Genomic DNA, 12,333 nt, shown 5'->3' on the forward strand with positions numbered 1-12,333 from the left:
GATGACACGGTTTTCCACGTCCTGTTACGTTGGCGCCATTAGCCTTTAGTCGCGTTGACCGCCCAGTCAAAAAAGCGAACCATATAGGCACCATTGCCAGCATCCAGCTGGCCGCTGATCAACACGGCTAACAACGTCGCCAACAATGACAAAAGGCAACCCATGAGCGCAATCATTTTGCTCCTGCTGGGGCTGGGTGGCATGGCCGCCGGCTACTTCGTCTACTCCCGCTTTATTGCATCACGGATCTACAGACTGGACCCGGATTTCCGCACCCCGGCCCACGAATTTGAAGACGGCGTGGATTTCGTGCCCACCAACCGGTATGTGCTGTGGGGCCACCATTTCACTTCTGTTGCCGGTGCAGCGCCGATTGTCGGTCCGGCCATTGCCGTTATCTGGGGCTGGCTGCCCGCCTTTCTCTGGGTGGTCTTCGGCACGATCTTCTTTGCCGGCGTACACGACAGCGGCGCCCTGTGGGCCAGCGTCCGCAACCGGGCCAAATCTGTTGGCGCACTCACTGGCGAAGTCGTCGGCAGTCGCGCACGCACTGTCTTCATGATTGTTATCTTTTTGGTGCTGTTAATGGTGAACGCTGTGTTTGGCGTCGTCATTGCCAAACTGCTCATTAATAATCCCGGCGCGGTCGTCCCGGTGTGGGGCGCCATTGCTGTAGCACTGGTGATTGGCCAGCTCATCTATCGCCGGGTCATTGGTCTTGGCCTGGTATCTGTGCTCGGTGTGGCGGCGCTGTATAGCCTGATTTACGTGGGTCCCATGGTTCCCGTGACCCTGCCCGATCAAGTCATGGGGCTTTCGGCAAACGCCAGCTGGATACTGATGTTGTTTGCGTATGCTGCGGTGGCCTCACTGCTTCCCGTCTGGATGCTCTTGCAGCCCCGCGACTACATCAACGGCCTGCAATTGTTCGTTGGCCTGATCCTGCTTTACGGTGCTGTCCTGCTCGGTAACCCCCAGGTTGTTGCGCCGATGATCAACAGTGACGTTCCTGCCGGCACGCCCTCCCTGTTACCGCTTCTGTTTGTCACCATCGCTTGTGGCGCCATCTCCGGCTTCCATGGCCTGGTCGCCTCCGGCACCAGCTCCAAACAGCTCGACAAGGAGACAGACGCCCGTTTTGTAGGGTATTTCGGTGCTGTGGGCGAAGGCGCACTGGCACTGGCAGCCATCATTGCCGCCACCGCCGGTTTTGCCTCCCTGGCTGACTGGCAGGCGGTATACACGGCCTTTGGTCAGGGCAGCCTGACCGCCTTTGTGGATGGTGGCGCCAATATTCTTGCCAATGGCATGGGCATGGATGTGGGCGTTGCCGCCACCCTGCTCACCGTGATGGCGGCCCTGTTTGCCGGCACCACCATGGACACCGGTCTGCGCCTGCAGCGCTATATTTTCCAGGAATGGGGCGAAATCTATCAGCAAAAATGGATGACGCGGCCTCTGCCCGCCACGCTACTGGCCGTAGTCAGCTGCCTTCTGCTGGCGTTTGGGGCAGGCGGTGCCGATGGCTCCGGCGGCCTGCTGATCTGGCCGTTGTTCGGCACCACCAACCAATTGCTCGCCGGCCTCACCCTGCTGGTGATTACCATCATGCTGGTGAAACGCGGACGTCCGGCCATTTATACCCTGGCGCCGCTGGTTTTCCTGCTGGTGATGACCCTGTTTGCCCTGCTGATGCAGCTGAAAAGCTTCTACGAGAAGGAAGACTGGTTCCTCCTGGGGCTGGACCTTGTTGTATTGGTGGCGGCCCTGCTGGTTACGCTGGAGTGCACCGCAGCCCTCAAGCGCGCCTTCAAAGCGCCACCGGAGCCTCTGTAATGGCAACGCCGGCACAATGGCTCAAACGCATCAGCGATCTCGGGGCGCAGTACTACAACGCCCCCTATCGCGCCGCCATTGCCCGCGCCAAACGGGATGAAGAGGACCTGTTCATGCTGCTGGTCTTCTCGGAAATGATGGGGGTTCCCAACCCGGCAGCCTGGAGCACACTGGAATTGCAGCCCCTGCTAATGGAGCGCTTTCATGAATGGCACACCCGCATGGGCATGGAGCGCTCCCCCCTTGATCACTTTCGCTGCTGCTGATGGCTGACACCGACACCACCGCACAGCTTGAGCTTGATCTGGATGCCCTGCTCGCCTCCCGCACCCTGCTTATGGTGGGCGGCAAGGGCGGCGTGGGCAAAACCAGCACCGCCTCCGCCCTGGCCATCCGCGCTGCCGACCAGGGCCGCAAGGTGTTGCTGGTCTCCACCGATCCGGCCCACAGCCTGGCGGACGCCTTTAACCGCCCCATCGGCAATTCGCCCACTTGTCTGGCGCCGGGACTGACCGCCCTGGAGCTGGACCCGGATGACGAAGTCGAGGCCTACCTGGACCGGGTCAGCGCCCAGATGCGCCGCTTTGCCACTCCAGACCAATTCCGCGAGCTGGACAAGCAGTTACGCCTCAGCCGTCAGTCCCCCGGTGCGCAGGAAGCCGCGTTGCTGGAGCGCATCTCGCGGCTGATTGATGTCGATAGCCGCGACTACGACCTGTTGATCTTCGATACCGCACCCACCGGCCACACCTTGCGGCTGCTAAGCCTGCCGGAAGTCATGGCCGCCTGGACCCAGGGCCTGCTGCGTCACAGCGACAAGGCCCGCAAACTGGGCCAGGTGTTAGGCCACCTGACACCAGACAAGAGTGTGGACAGCCCCCTGCAAGATCCCACCAACCATGCCACCGCAGGCCTGGACCCACGCAGCCAGGAAGTGGCCGATACACTGATCGCCCGTCAGCGATTGTTCCATCGCGCCCGCCGCCAGCTGTCCGACCCCGTGCAAACCGCTTTTGTCTTTGTGCTGACGCCTGAACGGCTGCCCATTCTCGAGACGCAACGTGCCGTTGCCTCCCTGACAGAAAATGGCATCCCGGTGGCGGGGGCCGTGGTTAACCGGGTGCTGCCGGATGCCACAGACAGCGCGTTTTTCGCAGCCCGCCATGCACGCCAGCAACGGCACATGGATGAGCTGGCACACGCTTTGGGCGCGTTGCCTCGCAAGGACTTGCCACTGCAGGAAGATGACATTCAGGGACTGGAGGCAATCCGGGTATTTGCAGGATTGCTCGGCAATGGGGATCACTGAGCTTCAACCACAAGTGTATTGCTTGCGTGTTGCGTGAACCGTGTCGCGGCCGCAGAGCGGCACAAAAAAAGCCCGCACTCATCAAGTGCGGGCTTTTTATTTGGCGGAGGGGGTGGGATTTGAACCCACGGACGGTCTCCCGTCGCCGGTTTTCAAGACCGGTGCATTCGGCCACTCTGCCACCCCTCCAAGGTGGCAGCAATAATACATGAGCAATAAGGCCAGTCAACGTCGAAGCCACAATACCGCGCACGACTGGTTGAGTTTTGACCGCTAAGTAGGTCCGTTCAGCTCAATCGGAATAACAACGGAAGATGCGCTGCTTGGCACGCTCGTATTGCGCCTGGCTGATAGCCCCTTCCTGCATCAGCCGGCGGTGCTCTGCCACTTCTGCCGCCAGCCGCTCCTTGCTGTCGGGCAACAGGGCCCAGGCCCGCTCTCCCCGTAGCTGCAGCGCACCAACCACCTTTGCAAAACGCTTTCTGTCTCCACGCTGATCAAACAGATCGAACATCACCACCCGCCCGTTACGGGTATAGAACAGCAGGCGCCGGGACGAGCCCCGCAGGCAAAACCCCACACCCAGCAAGGACATCCCCAGCGCTGCCAGCGCGGCAACGGCCTGCCCCACAGCCAACAGGAGCCCGGCAACAATGAGTGCCAGCAGGGCAACACTCAGGGACCGCCAGGCAATTTCACGATAAGCACTTGGCGAGCCTGCCAGAAACGCCAGATTGATGATCCGCGTTACTTCGCGCCGCCCCCGCTGCTCCGTCCATTCCAGGTAGCGACCATTGAACAGAACGATCCGGCGGTAGCGGCCCAGCAGCCGGTTTTTCTGTTCAAAAACCAGCTCATGGCGACGCGATGCCAGGTCCGGCACTTGAAGCAAATCGCTGTACAACGAATGCCGATTCTGTACCGCTGCCAGCTCGATTTGCTCACTTTCAGTGGCAGCCAGCGATAATGCGCTCATAAGGCCCCCCTCAGCTCAGACTCAGGTATTTTCAGTACGAAAATAGTATTATGTACTTGCCTCGCCATCCCGAGATAAGGGTCACAAAAGTGCACATCCATGGTCGCCAATGATCCCCACGGGATGACCAGGCACTTTCTCATGGCGAAAAGCCGGTTTAACGCTTGATTTTGGCCTCCTCGCCCTTATGATCACAGGAACAATTGGCAAGGATGAGTGATATCATGAATAACCCGACCAACCCCTACTCCGCCCCCCACCAGCACGGTGTTGCCGTTTCCGGGGAGCGCGCGGCCCAGGTACTGAAAAACACCTATATGCTGCTGGGGCTGTCACTCGTTGTGGCAACCGGCGCGTCCTGGTTTGCCATGGCCAGCAACATCGGTTTCGTTAACGTCTGGCTGACCATCGGTGTCTATTTTGGTCTGCTGTTCGCCACCAACGCGCTTCGCAACAGTGCCTGGGGCATTCTGGCTGTCTTCGGCCTGACTGGCTGGCTGGGTTTCACCACCGGCCCGATCATTAACATGTACGCCCAGATCCCCGGCGGCATGGAGATCGTAACCACCGCTCTGGCTGGCACTGCCGGTATTTTCGTGGCCATGTCGGCCATTGCCCTGGTCACCCGCAAGGACTTCAGCTTCCTCACCAACTTCATCATGATCGGTATTCTGGTGGCGTTCGGGGCAAGCATCGCCAACATCTTCTTCGCCATCCCGGCGCTGAGCCTGGCGGTATCTGCTGCCTTTGTGCTGCTGTCCTCCCTGCTGATCATGTGGCAGACCAGCGCCATCATCCACGGCGGTGAAACCAACTACATCATGGCGACGGTGACCCTGTTCGTTTCCATCTACAACCTGTTCATGTCCCTGTTGCACCTGCTGACAGCTCTCAGCGGCAACGATTAATGCGATTCTCGCTACTGGTCAACGCGGCGGCGGATTCCGCCGCCGCGTTGACCGCCCTGCATACTGCTCAAGCCCTTCTCGACACCCCCGATCACCAACTCCACTGCCTGTTCTTCTACCGGGATGCCGTGCATCTGGCGAACCGTCATGCCTGGACCGGTGATGGCACCCAAGCCAATGCCGCCCAGCAGTGGCAGCACTGGCTTGCCCGTCATGATGTGAATGCCGTGGTTTGTGTGGGCGCCGCCCAGCGTCGGGGCATTGTCGCCACCGACACGGACAACACGCTGGCGGAAGGCTTCTCTCTTGCGGGACTGGGGCAATGGGCGGAGGCCCTCATCAGCAGCGATCAGGTGATTCAGTTTGGCTAACCATACCCTCTACATCGCCACCGGCAGCCAACCCTTTTCCAGCCAGTTCCAGGAGATGCTCGACATGCTGCTCACCGGTGCAGCGTTCGGACAGGCCACCACCCTGTGGCTTACGCCCCCGGCTCTCGCTACGCTGAAACTGTGCCCCAACGACACCCTGATGCAGCTCGCAGACTTCGGTGTGCGCTGCGTGACCGAAAAACCGGGACGCGAGGAAAACGCCCCCCCCACACCCTGCCCGGTGAGCGCCGACCCGCTCGGGCATGATGAGCTGCTATCATTACGCACCCAATGCGATCAGATTCTGGTGTTCTGAATGTTGCACCTGCTTGGCTTTTCCCCTGACGATAACAACACGCACCAGCGCTTCTCGGCGCTTTACACCCGTGGCGACATTTGTGTCTTCACCGATGCAGGCTTGTTACTTGCATCACAGCTGGAGCTGAAAGGAGATGGCTACCTGCTGACGCATTCATCCTTACAACTCCCGGACAGTGCCCTGCCGGTGATAGATCATGCGGGTCTGATCGCACTGATCGCCGAACACGGCCCGTGCACCAGCTGGTATTGAAACGCTTCCACGTACCATGCTTCACGCAACACGCCTTAAACCCGATGAGATGGAATCATGACTGAACATGCTTTTGCGCCTTTCGTTCGCACCCTGGGCCGCGGCAAACGCGCCCGCCGCAGCCTCACCCGCGAAGAAGCCCGCGAGGCCATGCAGGCCATCCTCGACGGAAACGTGGAAGATATTCAGCTTGGCGCTTTCCTGATGCTGTTGCGGGTAAAAGAAGAAACCCCGGATGAGCTGGCCGGGTTTCTTGATGCCTGCCGACCCGCTTGCTACCAGGCCCTTGCCGAGCTGCCCCATGTGGAACTGGACTGGCCCAGCTATGCCGGCAAGAAAAAGCACCACCCCTGGTACCTGCTGGCAACAGTGCTACTGGCCAGCAACGGCATCCGCACTTTTCTCCATGGCGGACCGGCGCACACGCCCAATCGCGTGTATACCGATCAGCTTCTGCCGCAACTGGGCCTGCCCGTTGCGCAAACCGTCGCCGAAGCGCACGCACACCTTGAGGAACAGGGGCTGGCCTACCTGCCCCTGGAACAGTTCTGCCCGCCACTGGCACGGATGCTCACGCTGCGTTACTTCCTGGGTCTGCGCTCGCCAATCAACACCCTGGCCCGCAGCCTCAACCCTGCCCGGGCACCACTGTCCATGCAGAGCGTTTTCCACCCGGCTTATATCGAACTGCATCAAGGGGCCGCAACACTGGCCGGTGATCGGGACCTGCTCCTGTTCAAGGGCGAAGGCGGCGAGCTGGAAATCCGCCCGGATGCACGCACGCAAATCCAGGGCATCCGTCACGGCGAGCCACTGGAAAGTGCCGTGATCGACAACGCCCTGCCCCGGCAAACGCCACCGGGCGATCCCGGTGCGGACACAATTCTGCGGGTATGGCGCGGCGAAAGCCGTGATGAATACGGCGAACAGGCCGTTATCCATACCGTGGCCGTAGCCCTGTGGGGCCTCGACAAGGCAGACTCTCTGGAGAGTGCGCGCAAAGACGCCGCAGCACTGTGGGAAAACCGTGATAAGACACGGCTTTAACCGATGTCGGATTACGCTTTTCAGGGTTTGAACCAACCAAACCTGGGATGCAGGCTGACCACGCTGCCAACGATAATCAATGTGGGCGCGTGGATCTCCCGCCCTTCGATATCGTCCGGTAGCTGATTCAGGGTGCCGGTAATCACCTCCTGCAGATTGGTCGTGCCCCGCGACACCAGCGCAATCGGCGTATCACCCGCACGGCCATGGGCGATCAGCTGGCTGCAGATTTCCCGCAAGCCCACTAACCCCATGTAGAACACCACGGTTTCGTGCTCGCCAACCAGATGCTCCCAATCCAGATCCACCGAACCATCCTTGCGGTGGCCGGTCACAAAGCGTACGGACTGGGCGTGATCACGGTGTGTCAGTGGAATACCGGCGTAGGAAGCACAACCACTGGCGGCGGTAATGCCCGGCACCACCTGGAAGTCGATGCCCTCAGCCACAATCAGGTCAATTTCTTCGCCACCCCGGCCGAAGATGAACGGGTCCCCGCCCTTGAGGCGGCACACCTTCTTGCCCTGCTTGGCATAATGGACCAGCAATTCATTGATGTTGTTCTGGGGCAGCGCGTGTTTATCGCGGGCCTTGCCCACGTACACCAACTCCGCATCCCGGCGGGCCAGATCCACGATACCCTTGCCCACCAAGCGGTCGTACAGCACCACGTCGGCTTTCTGCAGCAGGCGCAACGCCCGGAACGTCAACAGGTCCGGGTCACCGGGACCTGCACCCACCAGGTAGACCTCACCCCGACTCAGGCAGGCCGCATCAGCGGATTCAATGGCCGCAGCCAGCATGGCTTCCGCTTCGCTGTCCTTGCCAGCCAGCACTTTCTCCACCACCGGGCTATCCAGGGTCTGCTCCCAGAACAGGCGCCGCGCGCCGATATTATCGAGTTTTTCTTTGAGGGGCTGACGGAAGCGGGCCATCAGGTCCGCCAGCCTCCCCCAACGGGCAGGCAAGGACGATTCCAGCTGGGCCCGCAGCTTACGCGCCAGTACCGGCGAGGCGCCGGAGGAGCTGATACTGATCAGCACCGGAGAGCGATCCACGATGGCAGGAAAGATGAAATCGCCCAGCGACGGATCATCGACTACATTGACGGGCAAACCACGCTGTTGCGCCTGGCGGGCAATGTCGGCATTGGTGCTGCGATCGTCCGTGGCGCAAATGACCAGCGCAACCCCATCCAGATCCGTGCTCGCAAACACACGATCCATACAGGCGCCGCCACTCTGCGCCACAATAGCGCGCAATTCATCGCACACTTGCGGGGCAACCACATTCACTACCGCACCCGAACGGTGCAGAAGGCGCCCTTTACGCAGCGCCACTTCGCCGCCGCCAGCCAGCAGAGCCACTTTGCCCTGCAAACGCCAACTGATCGGTAAAAATTCCATGCTTGCTCCCGGTAAACGCCGGACACCAGATGCATTACGCCTGGCGCAAACGGCAGAACCCCTTCGTTACAGGTTTGCCATAGGCGAACACCCATTGCCGCATCCGCCGCCGTTGCGCCAGAACAGCCTTACGTCAGGCGTTCCAGACCTCTCATGTAGGGACGCAATGCCTCCGGCACGGTCACGGAACCATCTTCGTTTTGATAGTTCTCCAGAATCGCCACCAGCGTACGCCCTACTGCCAGGGCAGACCCATTCAAAGTGTGTACCAATTCTGGCTTGCCGGTTTCCGGATTACGCCAGCGGGCCTGCATACGGCGCGACTGATAGTCTTGAAAGTTGGAGCAGGAAGAGATTTCCCGATAGCGCTGCTGGCTCGGCAGCCAGACTTCGATGTCGTAGGTTTTGGACGAGGAAAAGCCCAAATCTCCGCCACACAGGATCACCACCCGGTAAGGCAGATCCAGTTTTTGCAAAACCGCTTCGGCATGGCCGGTGAGCGCTTCCAGAGCGGCATCGGATTCCTCTGCACGCACCATCTGCACCAGCTCCACTTTTTCAAACTGGTGTTGGCGGATCATGCCGCGGGTGTCCTTGCCGTGGCTGCCCGCCTCGGAACGGAAACACGGCGTGTGGCAGGTGTAGCGGCGCGGCATGGTGTCCGCTTCAAGAATCTCGTCCGCCGCCAGATTGGTCACCGGCACTTCGGCGGTAGGGATCAGGTACAGCTCACGCTCCCCTTCCATCTTGAACAGGTCTTCCGCGAATTTAGGCAGCTGCCCGGTGCCGCGCAGGGCTTCCGGCCCGACCAGAAACGGTACATAGACTTCCTGGTAGCCGTGCTCATCGCTGTGCATGTCGAGCATGAAATCGATCAGCGCCCGATGCATGCGAGCCAACCCGCCGCTCATCACGGAGAACCGGGCGCCGGACAGTTTGGCCGCGCGCTCGAAGTCCAGCCCGCCGTCCAGGGCTTCGCCCACATCCACGTGATCTTTGGGTTCAAACGGCAGTGTTTTCGGTGTGCCCCACTGGCGCACTTCCACGTTGTCCTCTTCGTCATTACCTGCCGGCACCGCATCTTGCGGCACATTGGGAATCCCCATCAGAAATTCACGGATTTCTTCCTGAATCGCCTTGGCGCTCGCCACTTCGCGATCCAGCTCTGCATCGATGGTTTGCAGGGTTTCTGCAACCTGCGACTTGGCATCTTCCACCGCCATGCCGGACTTGATCAGTTCGCCCACCTGCCTGGAGGCTTTCTTGCGATCGGCCTGCAACTCCTGGGAACGGATGTCTGCCTGCTTGCGCTTGGCATCCAGGGACGCAAATGCGTCAAGATCCAGGGTGTAACCGCGTTTGGTCAGCGCCGTTTTGATCGCTTCACCGTCCTGCCGCAGGGCACGAATATCCAGCATGTTTCTCTTACTCCAAAATCAGAAAAGGCTGAGTTGAACGTTTAAACATTCAACGTCCCCATGTTATTCAAAAACCAGTCGGCCCAGTGCCAGACCTGCCATGCCAAGCAGCAGACAGACCGTCACCGACGCCATTGCATAGCCCGCCGCCAGCGAGAAAGCCCTGGCTTCCACCATCCGCACCAGCTCAAACGAAAAGGTGGAAAAGGTTGTCAGGGCGCCGAGCATGCCGGTCATCAAGGCCAGCCGCCATACATCACCCACTGGCAGGCTCGCCATCATGATCGCCAGCAACCCGAACAGAAAGCTGCCTGCCAGGTTCACGCTGAAGGTGGCCCAGGGCCAGGCTGGCATCACCGGGACGCCCACCCACAAGGTGGTGCCAAAACGCAGACAGGCGCCGATAGCACCGCCACAGGCCACTGCAATCCAGGGCAGCATGCCTCCTTCCGTGATCGCTGATACCGACATTATTTCCCCTTCCCGTAACGGGTCCAGTCGCTACTGGCATTCAGGCCACGCAGGCGGGCCAGTTTTTCTGCCACCTTGATTTCAAGCCCGCGATTCACCGGCTCATAGAGACGGGTATGTTGCAGGCTTGCCGGAAAGTAATTTTCCCCGGCCACAAAGGCCTCGGGGAAATCGTGGGCATAATGATACTCGGCACCGAAGCCTTCGTCTTTCATAAGCTGGGTGGGCGCATTGCGCAGGTGCAGGGGCACCTCGTCGGTGGGCTGCTGACGAACCAGCGCGCGGGCCTGATTATAGGCGTTGTAGACCGCATTACTTTTCGGGGCAACCGCCAGGTAGGCGATGGCCTGAGCGATAGCCAGCTCCCCTTCCGGGCTCCCCAATCGCTCCTGCACATCCCAGGCCTGCAGGCAGAGCGTCAGTGCTCGCGGGTCGGCATTGCCGATATCTTCACTGGCCATGCGGACCACACGGCGGGCAAGGTAGAGCGGGTCACAACCACCGTCCAGCATGCGGGCGAACCAGTACAGAGCCGCATCCGGGTCGGAGCCGCGTACGGATTTATGCATGGCGCTGATCTGGTCGTAAAACAGGTCGCCGCCCTTGTCGAAACGGCGCACCGCATCACGCAACACCTCGCGCATCAATTCTGCATCAATCTTCGGTGCATCCTGATCCGCCAGATCTGCCGCGACTTCAAGCATATTCAGCAGCCGCCGGGCATCACCATCTGCGTAGTTCAGCAACAACTCACGGGCATCAGCATCCAGCTGCATACCGTTAAGAGCCGGGTCCTGCAGTGCACGGCCCAACAAACCGCTGAGATCGTCAGGAGCCAATGCTCGAAGCCGATACACCCGCGCCCGCGACAACAGTGCGTTGTTGAGCTCAAAAGACGGGTTTTCGGTGGTGGCGCCGATGAAGGTGATGGTGCCTTCTTCCACGTGGGGCAAGAAGGCATCCTGCTGGGCTTTGTTGAAGCGGTGCACCTCGTCCACAAACAGGACCGTGCGACGCCCCTGCCCCAGGCGAATCTGGGCCTGCTCAACGGCGGCCCGAATATCCTTTACCCCGGACAGCACCGCAGAGAGCGTAATAAACGCGGCATCCACGGTTTGCGCCATGATCAGTGCCAGGGTGGTTTTGCCGGTGCCCGGTGGGCCCCACAGAATCATGGAATGCAGCTGCCCCCGGTCCAGGGCCTGACGCAGCGGCTTGCCCTCGCCAACCAGGTGCTGCTGGCCTACATAGTCATCCAGGTGGGCAGGTCGCAGGCGCGCCGCCAGGGGCTGAGCCTGCTGGGCGGCATCGGCGGCAAAAAGATCGCTCATGGAAAACGCCTACTGGTGACCGGGCTGCGGCCGGAGCATCCCGGCCGTTACCCTCGATTACTGTTGTTGCTGAATGACATCCGTGCCTTCAGGCGGCTCGAAGTGGAACAGGCTGCTATCGATGCCGCCGTTCAGGGTCAGGGTCTTGAAGTCGATGACGGTCTGCTGGCCCAGTGCGTCCTGCAAGCGCATGGACGCGGGCTCGTCGCCCTTGAAGGTCACATCCAGCTGATCGAACAGCGGGTCCTGCCCTTTGGGGGTAAGCCGGTAAGTGACTTCGCCCCCCTGATTATCACGCTCGGAAATACTGAACGCCTTGGCCACATCGGCAGGCTTGCCACCAAACAACAGGGCCGGGGTCTGGCCAAGATCCTGGCTCAGCGGGCGTACCACCACCTGCTCCAGGTCCTTGTCGTAAACCCAGACGGTTTCGCCGTCGGACGCAGCCATCTGCTCATAAGGCGTTTCGGTGAGCCAGTAAAACTGGTTCCCCCGGGCCACCTGAAAACGGCCCGTGGCTTCCTGCATATGCGTGCCGCCCTGATCCAGCACCACCTGCTCGAACTCGCCTTTCATGGACTTAAGGGTTTGCAGGCGATCCAGCAAATCATCGGTGGCACCCGCCCATGCGGTAGGGGCCAACAGGACAGCAGGCGCCAGCGCCAGGCTCAACAGCAACTTCTTCATTC

At 60.4% G+C, this 12,333-nt stretch carries 15 protein-coding genes and 1 tRNA gene; 8 read left to right on the forward strand and 8 right to left on the reverse strand.

The features are described from left to right. Nucleotides 1–38: 38 nt before the first annotated feature. Entirely contained in the window at nucleotides 39–176 is a 138-nt protein-coding gene (locus COA55_RS03870) for a hypothetical protein (RefSeq protein WP_156501300.1), read from the reverse strand. Between COA55_RS03870 and COA55_RS03875 the strand changes: the two genes are divergently transcribed. From COA55_RS03875 to COA55_RS03885, 3 genes are read left to right on the forward strand one after another with little or no spacing between them, the layout of a single operon-like run. Beyond that, the gene (locus COA55_RS03875) at nucleotides 163–1,836 is read left to right on the forward strand and encodes a carbon starvation protein A (protein ID WP_063538990.1); all 1,674 of its coding nucleotides are present in this window, start codon (nucleotides 163–165) and stop codon (nucleotides 1,834–1,836) included. The genes COA55_RS03870 and COA55_RS03875 overlap by 14 nt on opposite strands. Then, nucleotides 1,836–2,102 carry a cory-CC-star protein gene (locus tag COA55_RS03880; RefSeq protein ID WP_063518967.1) on the forward strand — a complete coding sequence of 89 codons (267 nt, stop codon included), beginning with the start codon at nucleotides 1,836–1,838 and terminating at the stop codon, nucleotides 2,100–2,102. The genes COA55_RS03875 and COA55_RS03880 overlap by 1 nt, the downstream gene beginning before the upstream one ends. Next, nucleotides 2,102–3,145, forward strand: a complete 1,044-nt coding sequence (locus COA55_RS03885; RefSeq protein ID WP_290500717.1) for an ArsA family ATPase — start codon at nucleotides 2,102–2,104, stop codon at nucleotides 3,143–3,145. The genes COA55_RS03880 and COA55_RS03885 overlap by 1 nt, the downstream gene beginning before the upstream one ends. Before the next feature lie 101 nt (nucleotides 3,146–3,246). On the opposite strand, the gene COA55_RS03890 is transcribed toward COA55_RS03885, so the two are convergent. Both COA55_RS03890 and COA55_RS03895 read right to left on the reverse strand, forming a co-directional pair. Further along, nucleotides 3,247–3,334: transfer RNA gene (locus COA55_RS03890), tRNA-Ser, on the reverse strand. A gap of 103 nt (nucleotides 3,335–3,437) precedes the next feature. Beyond that, nucleotides 3,438–4,121, reverse strand: coding sequence for a hypothetical protein (locus COA55_RS03895; protein WP_290500718.1), 684 nt, complete (start codon nucleotides 4,119–4,121; stop codon nucleotides 3,438–3,440). A gap of 224 nt (nucleotides 4,122–4,345) precedes the next feature. Between COA55_RS03895 and COA55_RS03900 the strand changes: the two genes are divergently transcribed. From COA55_RS03900 to COA55_RS03920, 5 genes are read left to right on the forward strand one after another with little or no spacing between them, the layout of a single operon-like run. Continuing rightward, on the forward strand, nucleotides 4,346–5,029 hold the full coding sequence (locus COA55_RS03900) for a Bax inhibitor-1/YccA family protein (RefSeq protein WP_063518968.1): 684 nt from the start codon (nucleotides 4,346–4,348) through the stop codon (nucleotides 5,027–5,029). Further along, entirely contained in the window at nucleotides 5,029–5,400 is a 372-nt protein-coding gene (gene tusD, locus COA55_RS03905) for a sulfurtransferase complex subunit TusD (protein ID WP_063518964.1), read from the forward strand. Before COA55_RS03900 ends, tusD begins: the two co-directional genes overlap by 1 nt. Continuing rightward, a complete protein-coding gene (locus COA55_RS03910; protein WP_290500719.1) occupies nucleotides 5,393–5,716 on the forward strand; it encodes a hypothetical protein in 324 nt (107 codons plus the stop codon). The genes tusD and COA55_RS03910 overlap by 8 nt, the downstream gene beginning before the upstream one ends. Beyond that, nucleotides 5,717–5,971: a hypothetical protein gene (locus COA55_RS03915; protein ID WP_063518623.1), complete on the forward strand. Its 255-nt coding sequence runs from the start codon at nucleotides 5,717–5,719 to the stop codon at nucleotides 5,969–5,971. Nucleotides 5,972–6,028: 57 nt separating this feature from the next. Continuing rightward, nucleotides 6,029–7,018 (forward strand): glycosyl transferase family protein, encoded by a 990-nt coding sequence (locus COA55_RS03920; RefSeq protein ID WP_290500720.1) that lies wholly within the window; start codon nucleotides 6,029–6,031, stop codon nucleotides 7,016–7,018. 20 nt (nucleotides 7,019–7,038) lie between these two features. On the opposite strand, the gene cysG is transcribed toward COA55_RS03920, so the two are convergent. From cysG to lolA, 5 genes are all read right to left on the reverse strand, one after another. Next, nucleotides 7,039–8,424 carry a siroheme synthase CysG gene (gene cysG, locus COA55_RS03925; RefSeq protein ID WP_290500721.1) on the reverse strand — a complete coding sequence of 462 codons (1,386 nt, stop codon included), beginning with the start codon at nucleotides 8,422–8,424 and terminating at the stop codon, nucleotides 7,039–7,041. Between the two features lie 128 nt (nucleotides 8,425–8,552). Beyond that, the gene (gene serS / locus COA55_RS03930) at nucleotides 8,553–9,842 is read right to left on the reverse strand and encodes a serine--tRNA ligase (RefSeq protein WP_063538755.1); all 1,290 of its coding nucleotides are present in this window, start codon (nucleotides 9,840–9,842) and stop codon (nucleotides 8,553–8,555) included. A gap of 63 nt (nucleotides 9,843–9,905) precedes the next feature. Continuing rightward, nucleotides 9,906–10,313 (reverse strand): CrcB family protein, encoded by a 408-nt coding sequence (locus COA55_RS03935; protein WP_290500722.1) that lies wholly within the window; start codon nucleotides 10,311–10,313, stop codon nucleotides 9,906–9,908. Beyond that, entirely contained in the window at nucleotides 10,313–11,644 is a 1,332-nt protein-coding gene (locus COA55_RS03940; RefSeq protein WP_063519158.1) for a replication-associated recombination protein A, read from the reverse strand. The genes COA55_RS03935 and COA55_RS03940 overlap by 1 nt, the downstream gene beginning before the upstream one ends. A 57-nt stretch (nucleotides 11,645–11,701) precedes the next feature. After that, nucleotides 11,702–12,331, reverse strand: a complete 630-nt coding sequence (gene lolA, locus COA55_RS03945; RefSeq protein ID WP_290500723.1) for an outer membrane lipoprotein chaperone LolA — start codon at nucleotides 12,329–12,331, stop codon at nucleotides 11,702–11,704. Nucleotides 12,332–12,333 lie beyond the last annotated feature (2 nt).

Source organism: Alcanivorax sp. (assembly GCF_002733835.1).
In the GTDB taxonomy this organism is placed as follows: Bacteria; Pseudomonadota; Gammaproteobacteria; order Pseudomonadales; family Alcanivoracaceae; genus Alcanivorax.

Coding starts and splice junctions, on each gene's coding strand:
- COA55_RS03875 (WP_063538990.1), top strand. CDS start 163: ATGAGCGCAATCATTTTGCTCCTGCTGGGGCTGGGTGGCATGGCCGCC.
- COA55_RS03870 (WP_156501300.1), bottom strand. CDS start 176: ATGATTGCGCTCATGGGTTGCCTTTTGTCATTGTTGGCGACGTTGTTA.
- COA55_RS03880 (WP_063518967.1), top strand. CDS start 1,836: ATGGCAACGCCGGCACAATGGCTCAAACGCATCAGCGATCTCGGGGCG.
- COA55_RS03885 (WP_290500717.1), top strand. CDS start 2,102: ATGGCTGACACCGACACCACCGCACAGCTTGAGCTTGATCTGGATGCC.
- COA55_RS03895 (WP_290500718.1), bottom strand. CDS start 4,121: ATGAGCGCATTATCGCTGGCTGCCACTGAAAGTGAGCAAATCGAGCTG.
- COA55_RS03900 (WP_063518968.1), top strand. CDS start 4,346: ATGAATAACCCGACCAACCCCTACTCCGCCCCCCACCAGCACGGTGTT.
- tusD (WP_063518964.1), top strand. CDS start 5,029: ATGCGATTCTCGCTACTGGTCAACGCGGCGGCGGATTCCGCCGCCGCG.
- COA55_RS03915 (WP_063518623.1), top strand. CDS start 5,717: ATGTTGCACCTGCTTGGCTTTTCCCCTGACGATAACAACACGCACCAG.
- COA55_RS03920 (WP_290500720.1), top strand. CDS start 6,029: ATGACTGAACATGCTTTTGCGCCTTTCGTTCGCACCCTGGGCCGCGGC.
- cysG (WP_290500721.1), bottom strand. CDS start 8,424: ATGGAATTTTTACCGATCAGTTGGCGTTTGCAGGGCAAAGTGGCTCTG.
- serS (WP_063538755.1), bottom strand. CDS start 9,842: ATGCTGGATATTCGTGCCCTGCGGCAGGACGGTGAAGCGATCAAAACG.
- COA55_RS03935 (WP_290500722.1), bottom strand. CDS start 10,313: ATGTCGGTATCAGCGATCACGGAAGGAGGCATGCTGCCCTGGATTGCA.
- COA55_RS03940 (WP_063519158.1), bottom strand. CDS start 11,644: ATGAGCGATCTTTTTGCCGCCGATGCCGCCCAGCAGGCTCAGCCCCTG.
- lolA (WP_290500723.1), bottom strand. CDS start 12,331: ATGAAGAAGTTGCTGTTGAGCCTGGCGCTGGCGCCTGCTGTCCTGTTG.